The organism is Mesorhizobium sanjuanii (genome assembly GCF_002529485.1).
Taxonomy (GTDB): Bacteria; Pseudomonadota; Alphaproteobacteria; order Rhizobiales; family Rhizobiaceae; genus Mesorhizobium; species Mesorhizobium sanjuanii.
Map to the genome: position 1 here is coordinate 1 of NZ_NWQG01000178.1, position 19,017 is coordinate 19,017.

Here is a 19,017-nt window from a genome sequence, read left to right on the forward strand (position 1 = left end):
GAATAGTTGCACGATGAGTGAGGGCGCCATCTTGCGCTCATGCCTGCGCTTCGCCACGTCTCCAATAGGAGACGGCGAGATGCCCGTGCTTCTTCAAGCAGCGTATTTGGCGCAAATGACTTCGAATGGCGCGGAAAGCGTCGTATTCACATCCCACGTGTGAGCCGACGAATGGTTGTCGGGGTTTCGGGCCTGCTCTACGGCGCGCCTGACATCAAATCGACTTCGGCGCCATTTCGAAAGAGCCATTGCCGTACGTCAAAAAGGAAAATGGCTGCGGTTCTTGGAAGCTTTTCGAACTTGCTGTCTCGCGCCAAGCCCAGAAATCCGGCATCTGTTCGATGAACTCGAGCAAATCAGGCTGGCTGCGTAGCGGAGGTGTTGCCGCCGCCTGTTTAGTTTCAGAGAACTGGGTAGAGGGGGCGCTGAAAACACACTTTCTCCGTTTTTCGGGACGACCAGCTCGCTATTTTGAGTGCGGGTAGCCAGGTCGCATAGCTGTCATAGGCTGGGCCAACGCACTGTTCCACCACCCCCGGCAATCCTAAGCTGTTCCTTCGATATCGCTGCCCGAGAGGGCGGGAGGTGAGCGTTGCTTGGCGCTCTGCATGAAAGCGACAGTTCCATCCTTGATGACAAGATTGGTGCCGCTGATGCGTCCGTATCTGCGAACTCCTTCCGCAAGTTTTATCGACGGCTGCTGGATCCCGAGACACCCACGGCGGACGCCGGTGAGGTCAGTCGTTTTCATTTCAGCGCAACTGGTTCTATAATCCGCCGGGGATGGGCCAGATCGATGGACCGCAAGCTTTCCGCCATTCTCGCCGCCGATGTTGTGGGCTATTCCACCCAGATGGAGCGCGACGAGGCCGGCACGTTCGAGCGCCTTCGTGCTGGACGCAAGGAACTGTTCGAACCCGAGATTGCCCGCCACCACGGCCGCATCTTCAAGCTGATAGGCGATGGACTGCTGGCCGAATTCGGCAGCGTCGTGGACGCGGTCGAATGTGCCGTGTCGTTGCAGCGCGGCCTAGTGGAACGCAACGCCGCCGTTTCCGTAGATCATCGGATTCGCGTCAGGATCGGGATCAATCTCGGCGAGGTGATTGTCGAGGGCGAGGACCGGTATGGCGAGGGCGTCAACGTCGCTGCCAGACTTCAACAGCTAGCGCAACCTGGCGGCATCTGCGTCTCAGGAAAGGTCGCCAAAGAGGTCGAGAAGAAGTTGCCTTTCGGCTTTGAGCCGATGGGCGAACGGAAGCTGAAAAACATCGCCGAACCGGTGAAGGTATACCGGGTGCTGCTCGATCCCGCGGTGGCGGGAAAGTCTAGGGATGATGTCAATCAACACCCACGCTTCTGGCGCAATCTGGCCGTCTCTGTCGGGGTCTTAGTTGTCGCAGTCGGCCTTGCAGCAGCTTGGTGGCGACCGTGGGAGCCGACGATTCGGCCCGCCGCTTTGGAGGCCAACGCGAAAGCCGACGCCCGGCCATCCCTCGTCGTGCTTCCATTTGACAATCTCAGCGACGACAAGGCGCAAGGCTATTTGGCAGACGGTTTCACCGAAGACCTGACCACAGAACTTGCACGCATACCCGGCTTGTTCGTCGTGTCGCGAAACGCGGCTTCCGCCTACAAGGGCAAGGAGACTAAACCCGCAGAGGTCGCCGCGGCGCTTGGTGTCCGGTACATGCTGGAGGGCTCAATACGTCGGGTCGGCGACGACATGCGTATCAACGCTCAATTGGTCGACGGCTCGACCACCGGTCATCTCTGGGCGGAACGTTTCGACGGCCAGTGGGCGGATGTCTTTGCGCTACAGGACAAGGTCGTCGCCAGCATCGCAGGCGCGCTCAAGCTCCGTCTCGTCAGCGTCCAAGGTAAGGCGGACTTCGCAGGAGGCACGCGCAATCCCGCAGCCTACGAAGCTTACCTCATGGGCATGGAAATCTACAATCGTCGCAATACTCCAGAGGAGTTTGCGCAGGCGGTGAGGTTATTCCAGCAGGCGCTGGAACTCGATCCGAATTTCGGCGCGGCGGCAGCATCGCTCGCGTGGGCCTACTGGGAGATGGACGGGCCGCGGGTCAAGGCCTTGGCAGTCTCGGACATTATCGCGATTTACAACGTCTACAAGTACCTGGAGCAGGCGGCCAAGCATCCTTCGCCCTCCTACTATCAGCTCGTCGCCAGTTTGTTGGTTCGCGAGCACCGGTCCGATGAGGCAGTCGCGGTTATGTTCAAGGCAGTTGCGCTCGACCCGAGCGATCCCCTGAACTATGTCGGGCTGGCAGAAGCCCTGAGTTTCAATGGCAGGCCGAACGAGGCGCGCGACTATCTCGACGCGGCCAACCGTGTCGACCCAGGCGGCAATGACCATCGGCACTACCAGACTGGGCTGGCTGCATTTGGCCAGGGTCGTTTCGAGGAAGCCGTCGACTACCTTGAAAGGATCGATCTCCAATCGCCCGATCCATGGCCGAAATTCTACGGCCTGCAGGTATTGGTTTCGGCCTACGCACATCTCGGGCGTAGTGACCAGGTCGCCGCCTATAGCGAGAGGCTAAGGAACGTCATGTTGGAACGAAAGGATGGAGGGGCAAATCAGCTGGTTACGCAGAGGTATTTTGTGTTCAAGAACCCGGCTGACATCGGGCGCCTGCTGGACGGCCTGGACAAGGCCGGTGTGCCGGAGTTGCCAGAACAGCTTGATTTGGATGCGAAGGACCGGCTTACCGGTTCGGAGATCAGGTCGCTCATCCTCGGTCGTGACCTGCGCGGGGGAGGCGCATGGATAGATAAAGGAACCAGTTGGGTGCAGGAGAACTTCCTGTGCGACGCTATTCCGAAAGTTCAGACAACCTGCGGCGCGATCTTCCGCAATCCTGCCGGGACGCCGGGGGCGGGCCACGAGTATACGGCAGTTTTCCGTTTTGATCGTTTTGAGTTTTCGACCATCAAATGAGACCATTTGGGAAGCGCCCTCTCCAGTGTTCGGCGCGAATTCGGCGTTTGGTCAGATGCGGCAGCCCGTCGACAATGGAGGTCAGGACGCTTCATCCACGTTTCTGCCGTCGAGCGCGCTGGTCTTTCGGCAACCGTTTGACATCCTTGTGGAAACGGCTGCAGCGGCCGCGAGCATTGAGGAAAACGCGAGCGCCAAACTTCGAAATCTGAGATTTGGCTGGGGCGCCAGGATTCGAACCTGGGATTGTCGGTACCAAAAACCGATGCCTTACCACTTGGCTACGCCCCAGCAGCGGGAACATACCCGTTGCGGGCGGCCTTATAGGACGAGCCGGCGGAAAGCTCAATGCCGGGATGGCGACTGCGCGCATCTGATCCACCGGTTCCCGCAGTCGCGCGTTGGTATCATTGCCCGCTATCCGGCGACGGCATCTATTCTCCCCAAACCGCCATTTCATTGCCGGCCGGATCGGTGAAATGGAACCGCCTGCCACCCGGGAATGAGAAGATCGGCTTGACGATCGTGCCGCCGGCATTTTCGACGGCCTCCAACGTTTCTTCCATATCCTCGGAATAAAGCACAGGCAACGGCTTGGCCGGCGCTACCGCGGCATCGGCCTGAAAGCCGCCGTCGAGCCCTTCGGCAAAGGCCGAATAGGTCGGCCCGTAATCGGTGAACGACCATGAAAAGGCGGCGCTGTAGAAAGCCTTCACGCTGTCCAGCGTTCCGCCGGTCGCCGGCATTTCCAGGTAATCGAGTTTTCCCGTCGATCTCATCGGTGCAGGCTTCTGTTGATTGTTCATGGTTTGTTCTATAGGAAGGCCGCCCGAATTGCAAGTCTTTTCGATGTCGCTTTTTCTTAATCGATTGTAGAGGCCGGCCGGCTTTGCCGATGCCTTGCCTTTCGCAGTGCACCATCATATCGCTCGGACCGGGACATGGCGAAACTTCGGCTTCGTCAATCTTTTCAATCTCCTGCAAGCGGAGAGCAAGCATGACCAAATGGGTCTACACCTTTGGCGATGGCGCTGCTGAAGGCCGTGCCGGCGACAGGAACCTTCTGGGCGGCAAGGGCGCCAATCTGGCCGAGATGTGCAGCCTGGGGCTGCCGGTGCCGCCGGGCTTCACCATCACCACCGAAGTCTGCAATGCCTATTACGCCAACGCGCGCTGCTATCCGGCGTCCCTGGAAGCGGATGTCGCCGTCGCCCTCGACCATATTGGCCGGCTGACGGGGCGCCGCTTCGGCGATCCCTCGAAATTGCTGCTGGTGTCGGTGCGCTCCGGCGCCCGGGCGTCGATGCCCGGCATGATGGACACCGTGCTCAATCTCGGCCTCAACGACGAGACGGTCGAAGCGCTGGCCGCCGATTCGGGCGATGCCCGCTTTGCCTATGACAGCTACCGCCGTTTCATCCAGATGTATTCCGATGTCGTCATGGGTCTCGACCATGAGGTGTTCGAGGAAATCCTCGAAGACCAGAAGGGCGGGCTCGGCCATGAGCTCGACACCGAACTGACGGCCATCGAATGGCAAGGCGTGATCGCGCTCTACAAGGCCAAGGTCGAGGAGGAACTCGGCAAGCCGTTTCCGCAGGATCCGCACGAGCAGCTTTGGGGCGCGATCGGGGCCGTGTTTTCGAGCTGGATGAACAACCGCGCCATCACCTATCGGCGCCTGCACGATATCCCCGAAAGCTGGGGTACGGCGGTCAACGTCCAGGCCATGGTCTTCGGCAATATGGGCGACACCTCGGCCACCGGCGTCGCCTTCACCCGCAACCCTTCGACCGGCGAAAAGATGCTCTATGGCGAATTCCTGGTGAATGCGCAGGGCGAGGATGTCGTCGCCGGCATCCGCACGCCGCAGAACATCACCGAAGCGGCGCGCATCGCCGCCGGCTCCGACAAGCCATCGCTGCAGAAGCTGATGCCGGACGCTTTCCAGTCTTTCGTCACCATCTCGGATCGCCTGGAAAAGCACTACCGCGACATGCAGGATCTCGAATTCACCATCGAGCGCGGCAAATTGTGGATGCTGCAGACGAGGTCCGGCAAGCGCACCGCCAAGGCCGCGCTCAAGATCGCCGTCGAAATGGCGCGCGACAAGCTCATTTCGAAGGAAGAGGCCGTCGCCCGCATCGACCCGGCCTCTCTCGACCAGCTGCTGCATCCGACCATCGATCCGAAGGCCGCGCGCGATGTGATCGGCGTCGGCCTGCCGGCCTCTCCGGGTGCCGCCACCGGCGAGATCGTGTTCTCCTCCAACGATGCCGAGGAAGCCAAGGCGCAAGGCCGCAAGGCGATCCTGGTGCGCATCGAGACGAGCCCCGAAGACATCCATGGCATGCATGCGGCGGAAGGCATCCTGACCACGCGCGGCGGCATGACCAGCCACGCCGCTGTGGTGGCGCGCGGCATGGGCAAGCCTTGCGTGTCGGGCGCCGGCTCGCTGCGCGTCGATTACCGGGCCGGCACGCTGATGGCGATGGGATCGACCTTCCGCAAGGGCGACGTCATCACCATCGATGGCGCCAACGGCCAGGTGCTGAAAGGCGCCGTGCCGATGCTGCAGCCGGAACTTTCCGGCGATTTCGCCACCATCATGGAATGGGCCGATGCCGCGCGCCGCATGAAGGTGCGCACCAATGCCGAAACGCCGCTCGACGCGCGTATGGCACGCTCCTTTGGCGCCGAGGGCATCGGGCTTTGCCGCACCGAGCACATGTTCTTCGACGGCGACCGTATCGTCGCCATGCGCGAGATGATCCTGGCCGATACGGAAAAGGACCGGCGCACGGCCCTTGCCAAGCTTTTGCCCATGCAGCGTTCGGATTTCCTCGAACTGTTCGAGATCATGGCCGGCCTGCCGGTGACGATCCGCCTGCTCGATCCGCCCCTGCACGAATTCCTGCCCAAGACCGAGGAAGAGGTGGCCGAGGTCGCAGCCGCCATGAAGGTCTCGCCGGACAAGCTCAGGCAGCGCACCGAGGCGCTGCACGAATTCAACCCGATGCTCGGCCATCGCGGCTGCCGTCTCGCCGTTTCCTATCCCGAAATCGCCGAGATGCAGGCGCGCGCCATTTTCGAGGCGGCCGTGGAAGCTGGCAGGAAGGCCGGAGCGCTGGTGGTTCCCGAGATCATGGTGCCGCTCGTCGGCCTGGTGAAGGAGCTCGACTACGTCAAGGCGCGGATCGATGCGGTTGCCGCGAGCGTCATGCAAGAGACCGGCGTCAAGATCGACTATCTGACTGGAACCATGATTGAACTCCCCCGCGCGGCGATCCGCGCCCATGTCATTGCGGAGACGGCCGAATTCTTCTCTTTCGGCACCAACGATCTGACCCAGACCACCTTCGGCATCTCGCGCGACGATGCGGCCTCATTCCTGGAAACCTACCGCCAGAAGGGCATCATCGAGCAGGACCCGTTCGTATCGCTCGACATCGAGGGCGTCGGCGAACTCGTGCGGATGGCGGCCGAGAAGGGCAGGGCGACACGGCCGGCCATCAAGCTCGGCATTTGCGGCGAACATGGCGGTGATCCCTCTTCGATCCATTTCTGCGAAAAGGTTGGCCTCGACTACGTGTCCTGCTCGCCTTACCGCGTGCCGATCGCCAGGCTGGCTGCCGCCCAGGCGGCGGTGCAGATTGCGAAAAATGACCGCGGGTAAATCCCTGTAACTGACGATTCTAATGCATGTCGCGCAAAAAGCATGCCCTCGGGCTTGACCCGAGGGTGTGCAGCGATTTTGCCATAACGACATGCATAAAAACAAGAACTTAAAGCTTTAGGGACTATGCGCGAGTGGCCGTTCGCCGGCCTCGAGGATCATCTGCTGGCATTGTCGAAATGTGCTGATCGGCCAAGGTCACGGTTCGTCCATGTCGCGGTCCACAAGCCGATGCCGCGCGTCCTTCCCAAACTCCAGCCCACGCCTCCATCGGCAAGCGCGACCTAAAAGCACTGCCGATTCGAATGCGTGACCTTTTGTTCGATCTCGCAGATCGACTGCTTTGGCGGAATGACCAGCAGGACGTTGAGAATGGCGGCAACACAGAGCGCAACGCCCACAACACCGACCATGGTCGCAAGCGTATTCCTGTTGCCAGGCTGTTTCTGCTCAAACAACAGCTGCGCGAACAGGTAACCGACATAGACAACCGTGGCGATCGTGATTGCCCCGAGAACCCCCATGCGACCGTTCAAACCCAGCGGAAGGCGCGCTTGAGTTCCTTCACCCCATTTTGTTGGTACCAGCGGCCATGTGCGATGATGATGCGTTCCGGCGCCCAGACGATCATCTGCCGAACCGCCTTTCGCAAAGCCTGGGAAGAGCGGAAGAAACTCAGCTGCATGTCGATCGGCGCCTTGCCGTCAGGATCGGCAGCACCTGCAAGCCGCACAAGCAGACGAAAGAACCAACTGTGGATGCGCCCCGGTTCGAAGTTCTCGATAAGATCTGTCAAAATCAGCGTCTGCGACGAGCGGTGGAAGAAAATTGCCTCGGTCAGCACATCTCCGCTGACCACGAGAAGACCGATCTCGTCCGGCCAGGGCGACTTCCTGTCTATCAATGGTTGATCGACCTGGATCGGCCTTTTGGCCCGCTTTTCGAGGCCAGGGACGGCAAGAACCATGGCCTCCGGCAGTTGCGCCTTCCAATCCGGTACCCACCAATAGTGCAGCGAATTCGGTGCAATGAGGAAACGAATCGGTCCCAGCGCCTCGAGGGTCGAGCGCAGTTCAGGCGAGTATTCCACCGGCGAGTGGAGGATCAGATCTCCATTGTCCAGCCTGACCACGGTCATCCGCGTGGTGAATGGCAGTTTTAGCCCGATCCAGGCGAGGGTGATTTCCGGACCATCGACGATCCATATATCGGGTCCGACCGGCTTGAGGACATTAAGCGGTTCGTAAGGTTCCAGACCTGACCTTTCGCGATGGCCGTCGCTCATGGCGTCATCGTCCCAGATTTCTCAGCCGCCGCAGCGATTCCGCCAGCAGCGGTTCTTGCCGCAGCATTTCCCGCAAGTGGTCCGCGGCAAGGCGTTCCAGCAGGTGGCTGCCTTCCCCGGTCATGGCGACGAGCACACTGCGGCGGTCGGTGGGAGACTGCCTGCGCTCGACGAGGCCCGCGCCGGCCAGACGATCCACCAGTTGCACCGCTCCATTCGGCTGCAGCAGCATCTCCTTGGCGAGATCCCGGATCATGATCGCGCGAGCGGGATGCACCCTGATCACCAGCATCGCCTGGTACTGCTGGGAGGTGATGCCGGCAGCCGTCAGCGTGGCTTCGCTGAAAGAAAGAAAACGCCGCATTGCCCCACGAAACCCTGCCAGTCCTTCGTAGACACTGTCATCAAGCGGAGCCGAATCAGCGGAGTTGACAGCCTCGCCGCGACGGCGTGCCGCACGGTTTTCGTGCGCTGAATCGCCAAGTGTTGATCGTTCAGGCTCTGCCACTCTTCTCAATCCCGATAATTTATGTCATGCCATGACATATTCGATCGTGGCCGGGAAGGCCAGAGGATTTGGCTGACGTCCGCTGCTGCAAGGCGCGGACACTGCCAAGTTCGTTGGCGCCGATCGGCTCCAGGCAAGCGAACCCATGGCAAGAGCAACATGTCTGCGCTGAGCAGTTCAGATCCAGTCGGGAATACCGGGACTGCCTCCCCTCCAGAAGAGTTACCTGGCGACCTCGCTGGCGATGAACCGGGTCGTCGGCTGAGCCTGCTCACTCTTTCGCTTCTTGCGCTGGGCCTCGGTATCGTCACCGGGCTGGGCGCGGTGGTCTTTCGGGACCTTATCGGGCTGCTGCACAATTTGTTCTTCAACGGCACGTTCGCCATTGCCTACGATGCCAATGTTTTCACCGCGCCAAGCCGATGGGGACCATTCATCATTTTGGCGCCAGTGGTCGGCGCGGTCATCGTCACCTTCCTTGTTTCCAATTTCGCGCCTGAGGCGAAGGGTCACGGCGTACCGGAAGTCATGGATGCGATCTATTACAAGGAAGGCGAAATCCGGCCGATAGTGGCGCTGGTGAAATCGCTGGCATCCGCCGTGGCCATTGGTTCGGGGTCTTCGGTCGGTCGCGAGGGGCCGATCATCCAGATCGGCTCGGCGCTCGGCTCGACGCTGGGGCAGATCGTCAACATGCCGGTCGGCCAGCGAATCGCCATGGTCGCTTCCGGCGCTGGTGCCGGCATCGCCGCCACCTTCAACACACCGATCGGCGGCGTGATGTTCGCCATCGAACTGATGATGCCGGAGGTAAGCGTCAGCACCTTCCTGCCGGTGGCGATCGCGACCGGAACGGCAACCTTCGTCGGTCGCTGGTTCTTCGGCCAGGAGCCGGCCTTTCTGGTGCCGCCGCTGCTTCCCGACGATGGCAATGCCATCATCCTTCTCGTCCTCTATGCGGCTTTGGGGGCAATCACGGGCGTGGCCGCCGCAGGCTTCATTCGCGGCCTGCATCTGACCGAGGACTTGTTCGACAGGATCCCCGGCCGCTACACCCGCCATGTGATCGGCATGCTGGCGCTCGGCGTGCTGATGTATGTGCTCTTCGTCGCGCTCGGCCAATATTATGTCGACGGTGTCGGCTATGCCACGATCGAAAGCATCCTCAACGGCCACACATCCCTCCTCTGGCTGCTGGTCCTGCTGTTCGTGTGCAAGATGCTGGCGACCTCCATCAGTCTTGGTGGCGGTTCATCCGGTGGCATCTTCTCGCCGTCGCTGTTCATGGGCGCGACCCTGGGCGGAGGCCTGGGAGCTCTTCTGCAGGCGGTCGGCGCGCCGGTCAGCATTCCGGCCTTCGCCATGGTCGGCATGGGCGCCATGGTTGGCGGCGGCACGGGCGCTGTCATGACGGCCATCACCATGGTCTTCGAGATGACGCGCGAATACGACATCGTCATGCCGATGATCCTGGCTGTCGCCACCAGCGTCGGGGTGCGGCGCCTGCTCTCGCGCGAGAACATCTATACGCTCAAGCTGGTGCGGCGTGGCCGCGCCATTCCCAAGGCGCTGCATGCCAACATGTTCCTGGTGCGGCACGCCCGCGAGGTGATGGATTCCGACATCATGGTGCTGCCGGTCGAGCAGGGCTTTGACGACTTCCTGCGCGAGCACGAGGCGGAAGGACGACTTCGTCATGTCGTGGTCACCAGGGGCGACCAGATATTCGGTGTCCTGCGTGTCAACACGGGCCTGCGGCGCGGTTTGGAAAGCACTCGCACGGGCGTAACCCTCGGCGACATCGCCAGCCGGGATTTCACCATCGTCGGCGAGGCCATGGTCGCCTCCGACGTCATCGAGCGGATATGGCGCAGGAATGCCTTCATGGCAGTCGTGGTGCACGGAGGCGGCATCCCGCGAGCCGGCGATGTCGTCGGCGTCATCACACGCGAACATGTCGCCAATTCGGTGGCCGAAGGCATCCGGATCTATCCGCGATAAGGTCAGCCGGATGGCCGGCAGGAATGACGCGGCAGGGATCGTCGATAGCATCGCTGGGCAGGGCAGCCGGAAAAAGGATACCCCATGACCGAAGAACCGCTGGCCGGCGATGAAGAGAAACCTTTGGCGCAGGAGAACTACTGGGAAACCGCCGAGTGGGGACCCTGGCCGACGCGCAGGAACAATTTCCTTGCCGCGGGCCTCGCAAGCGTTTTCGTCCTTGTACTGGTCACGGCCGTGACGCTGGTCATGCTCATTCACTACGACGGCGGCGCCCTGACCTCGCTCGTGGCCAACTTTGAGTGACAGCGCAATGCCCGACATCGAGCTGACTGTTTCACGAAGGTCCGCCTTTGGCTTGATAGGGCTGGGTCTGGGCTCGGTCCTCCTCGGAAGTTGCGAGGAAAGGACCAAATGGCATGGCACCGACATCACCGGCACATCGCCGGCGCTCTCCTTCACCATGGCTCACGCCCCAGACGGCAAGGAAATGACCGAGGTCGACTTTCGTGGCAAGGTGGTGATGCTCTATCTAGGCTACACCTTCTGCCCCGACATCTGCCCGACGACCCTTGCCAGCATCGCCGAAATCCTGGCTCAGCTGGGCGCCGATGCAGGCAAGGTCACAGTTCTCTTCGTCACCGTCGATCCCGACCGGGACACGCTTTCCGTGCTGGCCGACTATGTGGGAGATTTTGCGCCGCAGATCGTCGGCTTGCGCGGCACCCCCGATCAGCTCGCCGTGCTGGCACGGCGCTACCGTCTTGCCTATTCGGTGACACCCGCGACCGATGGCCGTCCCTACGAGGTCACCCACAGTTCGGCGATCTATGTCTTTGACGGATCGGGCGCGGCGCGTGTGCTGGTGTCGTCGCTGGGAACGGCGGCCCCCAACCTGACGGATGTGACCGCCGACCTCAAACGTCTTGTCGCCGCAACCCACGTGTCCTGAGGCATGGGCGACGTTCGCGCCGGTTCCTGCCGGCTCATTTGCCTGTCGCGCCGCGTACCGGAAAGTTCGCCGAAAGGGTCCCTCCGTCCCCGAACCGCAGTGTGACAGGGACCGGGTTCCCCACTTTCAGGTCCGGCGCCGGAGACATGCACATCAGGTGATAGCCGCCGGGCGCGAAGCTGACGCTGCCATGCGCGGCAACGGGGACGGATTTGACCAGGACCATCCGGTCGGTGCCGCCCTGGCTGACGCTGCGGTGCAGCATCAGCGTTCCGCACGCTGGGGAGGACGCGCCGACGATCTGGTGGATCTCGTCGCTGTCGTTGGAAAGGTCGAAATAGCCGGCCGCCGGCCGCGACGAGATCACCAGACGAATCCAGGGAGCGCTCAGCGTCACGCCTTGCTCGGCGGCGAACACGGGAGGCAGGCCGGCAAGCAGGCAAGCAGGATGGCCCATGCCATCATTGCCAGGCGCGGCAAGCTAGAGCAATTCCAGGAAAAGTGTGAAACGGTTTTCCCGGGAAAAGCGCGTAGCGCTTTCGCTAGGGAATTGCGCAAAAACAAGGAAATAGGGCGGTTCGGCGTTTCCGTGAAACGATGAACCGCCCTAGCGTCCCGTCCAGCGACTCGAAAGTGCTGCGAGCGAAGCGGCATTCTTGTCGACCTCCCTGATCGAGTCTTCGTGTAGCCGGAGCCCATTGAGCACGACCAGCATGCCCACAACGCTCATCATGGCCGGCGGGATCCAGATGATGAGCCCGCCGATGTGCTGGTCGTTGATCGCACCCATCGACGGGAAAATCCGCCCGCACAGATTATAGTAGGGATAAAGGTCGCGTGGAGAGAGGCTGACGATTGCGCCCATCACGATCTGCGGGAACATCACGCCCACCGAAAGGGCTATCCTGGTGCCATGGGAAACACGCGCCGGTGGCTTCGGCCGTGGATCGAGCACCAGCGACCAGAACAGGATGCCGTCCAGCACCATGGTCCAGTTCATCACGGCATAAAGTCGAGGATCGAGCATCGCTCGGAAATGAACGGAAGGGATGAGCCAGAAGGCGAAACTGCCGGAGAAGATCAGGGCGGCAAGAAATGGTTGCTGCAGAATGCGCATCGCTGCCACGACGGGCTTGGCTGTGATTGCTTGCCTCAGGGGCGCGGGCATGCCCCGGCGGATCGTTTCGCCCGCGCCACCCAGCGCAATCAGAAAGGGACCGAGATGGTGCATGACCACATGCTGGATACGGTTCAGAAAAAACATATGCTGCGAGCAGTATTCGAAATGGGTCTGCAGCACCGCATAGATCAGGCCGAGCCCGGTCAGGAACGCGACGCGGCGCCAGATCGGCATCGCCGCCCCGGAGGACAGACCCTGCATGAACCACAATAGCACCAGCGCCGTTGCAAGATATTCGGGGGTGGAAAAATCCCACGGCGCCCAGATGGGCATGGCCGTTGGATGGTCCTTCGACAGCCAGGACAGCACCAGCCCGAGGCAGCCGATTCCGGCGTAGGAAGCATACTGCAACCATGCCTTCTTCGTTCGAGGTGCAAACCCCTGCCGTGGCCAGGCCCGTTCCATGACGGGAATGTCTAGGGCAGGCGGCAGCGATGATCAAAGGGCGAAAGGACGCGGGCAGGCTCCGGTCCGGTCGACACCTGTCGGTGTTTTTCTTCGGGGTGGCTGACGCGAATGTCCATCGCTAACGGAGTTGAGGTTCTGCCGCCTGGAAGTCGGCGACCTTTCCCCGGGGCCGAAGCATCGAAGCGCCGGGATCGTAGGATGCCGCATCGATGATCGGCTCCGACCCGGCCACCAGATCGGCGACGAGATGCGGCGCCAGGCCAGAACTGATGGCAAAGGAAGGACGCCCAGGCGCCTGGCCAGAATCGCTTTCACAGCACTTCGAGCGGCCCGAATGGAGCCTGCGAACTGAATCAGGCCGTCGAGGGCGCGACGGCAGCCAGTGGGCTACGCGATCGCCATCTTCATTAAGCCGCACGGGTGCCAAGCGAACGCATACCTGTCATGCGCGTTTGGTTCGACCCGGTAAATCTCGATTTGGGGCCCGTCCGGATCAGCAAAGAAAGGCTGAACAAGGCGCTGCCGTAAGTGACCTGCCGGCAAAGTTGGCTGATTTGAGATTACGATTTTGTAATTGAGTTCACGCGAATTTGCGCGTGACAGCTCCCAATCTCGACATCGTTTCTGCCCAATTTGCCGGGCCTTCCAACCGCCCGGTGTCAGAAACAGATGCCCCAGATTTTCCGCTCGATCCTGATCCTTCAGACGAAGTTCATCGGCGACATCGTCCTCACCTCCACGCTGGCCAGAAACCTGCGGCTCGAATACCCCGATGCCAGGATCGTTTTTCTCTGCGAGGCCCGTTTCGAACGCTTCCTGACTGCCCACGGCATCGCATCCGACGTCGTGACGTTCAGGCGTGCCCGCATGCGCGGCACGCCGCTTGAGCGCGGACACGAACTTTACACGATGGTGCGGACGCTGCGCCGGTTTGGCTTTGACCTGTCGATTGACCTGACCGATTCAAAGACGTCGCGGATCATCACCCGGCTCGTCAATGCCAGGACCCGGGTGGGCTACGATCCTCCCGAAAGGCCCTTGCGCTGGCACGAGCCGCAGCCCGCCAACGTCCTGGCCCAACCGTTTGGCTTTGGCGAGCGGCACTTCCTTTATCGTTATCTTTCGCCGCTCGAGGCGCTTGGCGTCGATCTGCGTGTGCCGGTCCCGTCCATTCAACCGCTGCCGTTGGAAACAGCCAAAGCGCTGGCGCTGCTCGACAGACACCATCTTCGGTGCAACGCCTTCATCGCTGTGCATGCGGGTGCGAGTTTCGAGGGGCGGCAATGGCAGCCGGAACGCTTTGCCATGACAATAGACGAGATTTCGCGGGAGACCGGGCTGGACTTCGTGCTTGTCGGCGGTCCGGATGAACGGCTGCCCGCCGAACGCATCGTCGCCAAGACCGCTTCGCCTGTGGTCAATCTGGTCGGCACGATGCCGCTTGAAACATTGCTCGCCGTCCTGAAACAGGCACGGCTTTTCCTTGGCAACGAGAGTGGCCCCATGCATATGGCGGCGGCCGCGGGAACCCCGGTTGTCGGACTTTACGGCCTGACCGATCCCGCCCTATGGGGTCCTGTCGGCGTACCCAGCATCACCCTCCAGCCTCCCATGCCATGCGCATGCGTGGCCATGGAACTGTGCCGTTGGCCGGATCCGAGCAAGGCTTGCTGTGTCTGGCGCCTGGAGGTCAAGCCGGTCGTCGCCGCCGTGCGGGAAGTCCTTTCACGTACGATTAAGCACGTCGAACAAGCACACTGATGCCGCGCTTGCCAAAGATGGGCGAGGCCGTCAAGACTGCCGCGCCTTGATGGCGCCGGCTTGGAAAACCAAACTATGCATCTGTTCCAAAAGCACTTTTGCGCGATCGCGATGTCGATATGGGCGGTATCCGCGGCCAATGCCGCGCCACTCGTCGAGCCGACGCTGCATATCAAGCCGGAGGCTGGCGGCAACGGTCGTGTCGCCCTTACGCTCGATGCCTGTGGCGGCCGGACCGACACAAGGATCCTTTCGGCGCTGGTGGAGAACAAGATTCCGGCCACCATCTTCGTCACCGGCATCTGGCTGAAACGCAACGCCGCCGCCGTAGAGATCATGCGGGCGCATCCTGATCTGTTCGAGTTGGAAAACCATGGCGGCCGCCACGTCCCGGCAATCGACACGCCGCGCAAGATCTACGGTATCCGCGCCGCCGGCAGCCCGGCCGCGGTGCTGGCCGAGGTCGAGTCGGGCGCCGCCGCGCTTGCCGGGGCCGGCGAGCCGGCGCCGAAATGGTTTCGTGGCGCAACCGCCGAATACAGCCCCTCGGCCATCGCCATGATCCGCAAGCTTGGCTTCAAGATCGCCGGCTTCTCGATAAACGGCGACGGCGGTTCGTTGCTGGGGGCGAAGGAAACCGCACGCCGCATCGCCGCGGCAAAGGACGGCGATGTCATCATCGCCCATATCAACCAGCCGACCCATGCCGCCGGCGAGGGCGTGGTGCAAGGTCTGCTGGCGCTGAAGGCCAAGGGTCTCACCTTCGTGCGGCTCGATGAGGCCGACGGCATCGGCAACAACGGCACCACCGACTGACCGCGAATCTGGGTAGCCCTGCTTAGTCCGGCGCGGCTTCGATCGTCACCTTGTTGGCATAGAATGCGCCATGATCGCGGATTTCGACCATCTCGTCGAAAGGCTGCTCATACGCCCACATCGCATCCTTGCCCGCCTCGGCGGCAGGCAGCACGCTCCAATAGCTGGCATCGCCCTTGTAAGGGCAATGCGTCGAGAACTCCGTCTTGCGAAGCTGGCCGAAATCGATGTCTTCGAACGGAATGTAGAGGACCGGGGGGTAGGGGGACTCGGTCAGGAGCTTTGCATTGGTTGACGAGGCGATGACCGTTTCGCCGCTACGCACCGTGACGGTGCCGCGGTAGGGCTCGACGGTGATGACCTTGCCGGGATTGCGTTGAAAGCCTGGTGCGGGGTTTGCGATCTGGTCCATTGGCGGGGATTCTCCGTGACCGGCATGGGGCGCCGTCCGGAATAGGTGTGTCGAACGAGTGCGTTTCGCAAGGGCACCGTTCAACAAGGGACATACAGCCGGCGCCGCTCAGGTACTGGCCTGGTGGCTCGTCAAACTGATCTTACCCGGAACGATCAGGCGGCAGCCTGAAATGCATCCATCAACCCGGCATAGGCGGCGGCGATGCCGGCCACCGGATTGGTGCTCCGCGACACGGTCTCGACCTTGAGCGCGCCACCGGCGGTCGGCAAAGTGAGAAGCAGGAACTGGCGGTTGCCGCCGTCACCCACGCATGCCGCGGCAACATGTTCGCCTTCGCCTTCGTTCTGGACGCACATCTTGAACAGCAAAGTGCCGCCGACTGCCTCAAGGGCGCCGCCGACGACTTCGGCGAATTCGTCTTCGGAAACGGTTTTGGTGTCCGGCACCAGTTCGTTCAGGCTTTCGGCAAGCGTATTTTCAAGTGCCTTGTCGTCTAGCTGCGCGTCCATGCGAACCTCTTTCATTCGCCAATCGCGCCCCACCCCGTTAATCAAAATTAACGGGGACGATGGCCGGATTGTGGCGGTTTTCCCCGTGTTTTCGAGCAATGCACCGCTTCCGCGCCGGCATGGCTGGACAATCCACAGCTTCGTCTCACAATGGAACAAAAACCAGTGGGAGGAACGAATGCTCGGACTGATGCAGGAATGGCCGCTGCTCTGCCATAAACTTATCGACAACGCAGCCATGCAGCACGGCAACCGCGAGATCGTGTCACGCTCGATCGAAGGCCCGATCGTCCGGACCACTTACGCCGACATTCGTCGCCGCGCCCTGGCGGTCGCCGAACGGCTCGAGCGCGACGGATTCGGGCTTGGCGACCGCATCGCCACGTTGGCCTGGAACACGGCGCGCCATATCGAGGCCTGGTACGGCATCATGGGCGTCGGCGCGGTCTATCACACGCTCAATCCGCGCCTCTTTCCCGAGCAGATCGTCTGGATCATGAACAATGCCGAAGACAAGGCGGTCTTTGTCGATCTGACATTCATGCCGCTGCTCGAAAAGATCGCCGGCGCGGTCAAATCGCTGAAAAAGGTGATCGTGCTGACCGACAAGGCACATATGCCGCAAACGGCGCTGCCGGACGTCGTTGCCTACGAGGAATGGCTCGGCGAAGCCGACGGTGCGTTCGCCTGGAAGACGTTCGATGAAAATACCGCCGCCGGCATGTGCTACACCTCGGGCACGACGGGCGAGCCGAAAGGCGTGCTCTACAGCCATCGTTCGAACGTGCTGCACGCCATGATCGCCGCCATGCCCGACGCGATGGGCATATCCGCGCGGGATGTGATTCTACCGGTGGTGCCAATGTTCCACGCCAATGCCTGGGGCCTTGCCCAGAGCGCGCCGATGGTCGGCGCCAAGCTGGTCATGCCCGGTTGCAAGATGGACGGCGCCTCGATCTATGAATTGCTCGGCACCGAGAAGGTGACCTTCAGCGCTGCGGTGCCGACCGTGTGGATGATGCTGCTCCAGCATCTGGAGGAGACCGGCAAGACACTTCCGCATCTGAAGCGGGTTGTCATCGGTGGCTCATCCTGCCCGCGCGCGCTCATGGCAAAATTCCAGGACAGCTACGATGTCCAGGTCATCCACGCCTGGGGCATGACAGAAATGTCGCCGCTCGGCACGCTGTGCACCATGAAGCCGGATTATGCTGGGCTCAAGGACGATGCCCGGCTCGATGTCCAGAGCAAACAGGGCTATCCGCCCTTCGGCGTCGAGATGAAGGTGACGGATGACGAAAACAACGCGCTGCCCTGGGACGGCAAGACCTTCGGGCGGCTGAAGGTGCGCGGACCGGCTGTCGCCGGCGCCTATTATGGCGGCGTGGGTTCGGAACAGTTCGACGCCGAAGGCTGGTTCGATACCGGCGACGTCGCCCATATCGATCCATGTGGCTACATGCGGATCACGGACCGCGCCAAGGACGTCATCAAGTCGGGCGGCGAATGGATTTCGACCATCGACCTCGAGAATCTGGCAGTGGGTCATCCCGATGTCGCCGAGGCCGCCGCCATCGGCATTCCTCATTCGAAATGGGGTGAACGGCCCCTGCTTGTCGTCGTCCGCAAGCCGGGCAGGGAACCTACCAGGACCGATATCCTTGCCTTCATGAACGGCAAGGTGGCCAAGTGGTGGATGCCGGATGACGTCGCCTTTGTCGGTGAAATCCCCCACACCGCCGCCGGCAAGATCCAGAAGACCAGCCTGCGCGAGCAATTCAGGGATTATCGCCTGCCGACGGATTGACGGGAAGGCTTTCCGCCTTCAAGCCGCCACCAAAGGCTCTAAATGCATGTCGCGCAAAAGTGCGCAGTGGTTTTGCGATAACGACATGCATCAAAACAAGAACTTTAAAGTGCGTCGCATGGATCCGTTCAAACGCGACGCGCTTTGAATGTCCGTTCGGGTAGGGGCAGTGCAGAAAACGATGGAAATTGCCGAGCGACAGACGTCGAAAGCTGCCGGCTGGTCGCGGCGAACAGGCGCCTTTGCGGTGGTCCTGCTTCTGACTGTTCTCATCGGCCATCGGTATGATCTCGTTGAAACGCCGGTTTTCCTTTGGGTGCTCGCCATTGTCGCGCTGCTTGCCGCCTTCGCGCTCCTGTTCGCCGGATTTGCCTTTTCGAGACTGTGGAATTTCGGCGATCGCGGCGGTCGCGACCTCACCGTCGGCGCCTTGCTGGCGCTTCTGGTGCTTGCTCCTTATGGTGTCGTCGCCTACCAGGCGGCGACCTATCCCCCGCTGAACGACATCTCGACCGATCTTGACGATCCGCCGGCGCTCGCCGCCGCCCGGACGAGTGACATGAATATGCTCTCGCCGCCGACCCCGGGCGAGCAGCGCTTGCAAACCGAAACCTATCCGCTGGTCACCGGGCGCAGCTACGATCTGCCTTTCGATAGCGTGCTGGAAGCAGTCGAATCCGTGCTTGGCCGGCGGGATTGGCGGTTGGCGGTGCCGTTTCCCGACGCGAGCGGGG

18 protein-coding genes and 1 tRNA gene are annotated in these 19,017 nt (G+C 61.5%); 9 read left to right on the plus strand and 10 right to left on the minus strand.

The annotated features are described in order from the left end of the window. Positions 1–592 precede the first annotated feature (592 nt). Entirely contained in the window at positions 593–2,965 is a 2,373-nt protein-coding gene (locus CN311_RS24025; RefSeq protein ID WP_245440933.1) for a tetratricopeptide repeat protein, read from the plus strand. Between the two features lie 216 nt (positions 2,966–3,181). Here the strand turns inward: CN311_RS24025 and CN311_RS24030 are convergent. After that, positions 3,182–3,256, minus strand: a tRNA-Gln gene (locus tag CN311_RS24030). 143 nt (positions 3,257–3,399) lie between these two features. Then, the gene (locus CN311_RS24035) at positions 3,400–3,744 is read right to left on the minus strand and encodes a VOC family protein (RefSeq protein ID WP_097576185.1); all 345 of its coding nucleotides are present in this window, start codon (positions 3,742–3,744) and stop codon (positions 3,400–3,402) included. A gap of 218 nt (positions 3,745–3,962) precedes the next feature. On the opposite strand from CN311_RS24035, the gene ppdK reads away from it, so the two are divergent. Next, positions 3,963–6,641 carry a pyruvate, phosphate dikinase gene (gene ppdK / locus CN311_RS24040; protein ID WP_097576170.1) on the plus strand — a complete coding sequence of 893 codons (2,679 nt, stop codon included), beginning with the start codon at positions 3,963–3,965 and terminating at the stop codon, positions 6,639–6,641. A 284-nt stretch (positions 6,642–6,925) separates the two neighbouring features. On the opposite strand, the gene CN311_RS24045 is transcribed toward ppdK, so the two are convergent. From CN311_RS24045 to CN311_RS24055, 3 genes are read right to left on the minus strand one after another with little or no spacing between them, the layout of a single operon-like run. After that, positions 6,926–7,177: a hypothetical protein gene (locus CN311_RS24045; protein ID WP_208866570.1), complete on the minus strand. Its 252-nt coding sequence runs from the start codon at positions 7,175–7,177 to the stop codon at positions 6,926–6,928. Beyond that, entirely contained in the window at positions 7,174–7,926 is a 753-nt protein-coding gene (locus CN311_RS24050) for a DUF4336 domain-containing protein (RefSeq protein ID WP_097576172.1), read from the minus strand. The genes CN311_RS24045 and CN311_RS24050 overlap by 4 nt, the downstream gene beginning before the upstream one ends. A 4-nt stretch (positions 7,927–7,930) precedes the next feature. Then, on the minus strand, positions 7,931–8,434 hold the full coding sequence (locus tag CN311_RS24055) for a MarR family transcriptional regulator (RefSeq protein WP_245440934.1): 504 nt from the start codon (positions 8,432–8,434) through the stop codon (positions 7,931–7,933). Positions 8,435–8,593: 159 nt separating this feature from the next. Between CN311_RS24055 and CN311_RS24060 the strand changes: the two genes are divergently transcribed. The 3 genes from CN311_RS24060 to CN311_RS24070 all read left to right on the plus strand — a co-directional run bounded on the left by CN311_RS24060 (position 8,594) and on the right by CN311_RS24070 (position 11,387). Beyond that, positions 8,594–10,435 carry a chloride channel protein gene (locus CN311_RS24060; RefSeq protein ID WP_097576174.1) on the plus strand — a complete coding sequence of 614 codons (1,842 nt, stop codon included), beginning with the start codon at positions 8,594–8,596 and terminating at the stop codon, positions 10,433–10,435. A gap of 84 nt (positions 10,436–10,519) precedes the next feature. Then, positions 10,520–10,741 carry a hypothetical protein gene (locus CN311_RS24065; RefSeq protein WP_097576175.1) on the plus strand — a complete coding sequence of 74 codons (222 nt, stop codon included), beginning with the start codon at positions 10,520–10,522 and terminating at the stop codon, positions 10,739–10,741. Positions 10,742–10,748: 7 nt separating this feature from the next. Next, entirely contained in the window at positions 10,749–11,387 is a 639-nt protein-coding gene (locus tag CN311_RS24070; RefSeq protein WP_097576176.1) for an SCO family protein, read from the plus strand. Positions 11,388–11,421: 34 nt separating this feature from the next. On the opposite strand, the gene CN311_RS24075 is transcribed toward CN311_RS24070, so the two are convergent. Both CN311_RS24075 and CN311_RS24085 read right to left on the minus strand, forming a co-directional pair. Beyond that, complete coding sequence (locus CN311_RS24075) at positions 11,422–11,844, minus strand: copper chaperone PCu(A)C (RefSeq protein WP_097576177.1); 423 nt, start codon at positions 11,842–11,844, stop codon at positions 11,422–11,424. A 150-nt stretch (positions 11,845–11,994) separates the two neighbouring features. Beyond that, positions 11,995–12,918: a cytochrome c oxidase assembly protein gene (locus CN311_RS24085; protein ID WP_165779821.1), complete on the minus strand. Its 924-nt coding sequence runs from the start codon at positions 12,916–12,918 to the stop codon at positions 11,995–11,997. Positions 12,919–13,644: 726 nt separating this feature from the next. Between CN311_RS24085 and CN311_RS24090 the strand changes: the two genes are divergently transcribed. Together CN311_RS24090 and CN311_RS24095 are read left to right on the plus strand one after the other, a co-directional pair. Continuing rightward, positions 13,645–14,736, plus strand: a complete 1,092-nt coding sequence (locus tag CN311_RS24090; RefSeq protein ID WP_097576180.1) for a glycosyltransferase family 9 protein — start codon at positions 13,645–13,647, stop codon at positions 14,734–14,736. Between the two features lie 75 nt (positions 14,737–14,811). Further along, complete coding sequence (locus CN311_RS24095) at positions 14,812–15,552, plus strand: polysaccharide deacetylase family protein (RefSeq protein ID WP_097576181.1); 741 nt, start codon at positions 14,812–14,814, stop codon at positions 15,550–15,552. Positions 15,553–15,574: 22 nt separating this feature from the next. On the opposite strand, the gene CN311_RS24100 is transcribed toward CN311_RS24095, so the two are convergent. Further along, a complete protein-coding gene (locus CN311_RS24100) occupies positions 15,575–15,964 on the minus strand; it encodes a DUF427 domain-containing protein (RefSeq protein WP_097576182.1) in 390 nt (129 codons plus the stop codon). A gap of 155 nt (positions 15,965–16,119) precedes the next feature. Beyond that, positions 16,120–16,476: a hypothetical protein gene (locus CN311_RS24105; protein ID WP_097576186.1), complete on the minus strand. Its 357-nt coding sequence runs from the start codon at positions 16,474–16,476 to the stop codon at positions 16,120–16,122. 178 nt (positions 16,477–16,654) lie between these two features. Between CN311_RS24105 and CN311_RS24110 the strand changes: the two genes are divergently transcribed. Then, on the plus strand, positions 16,655–18,283 hold the full coding sequence (locus CN311_RS24110) for a fatty-acid--CoA ligase (RefSeq protein WP_097576183.1): 1,629 nt from the start codon (positions 16,655–16,657) through the stop codon (positions 18,281–18,283). Here CN311_RS24110 and CN311_RS32700 read toward each other — a convergent pair. Beyond that, positions 18,255–18,563, minus strand: a complete 309-nt coding sequence (locus tag CN311_RS32700) for a hypothetical protein (protein WP_165779820.1) — start codon at positions 18,561–18,563, stop codon at positions 18,255–18,257. The genes CN311_RS24110 and CN311_RS32700 overlap by 29 nt on opposite strands. Between CN311_RS32700 and CN311_RS24115 the strand changes: the two genes are divergently transcribed. Continuing rightward, positions 18,465–19,017, plus strand: a 553-nt coding sequence (locus CN311_RS24115; protein WP_097576184.1) for a hypothetical protein, incomplete at its 3' end; no start/stop codon positions are given. The two genes, CN311_RS32700 and CN311_RS24115, sit on opposite strands and share 99 nt — an antisense overlap.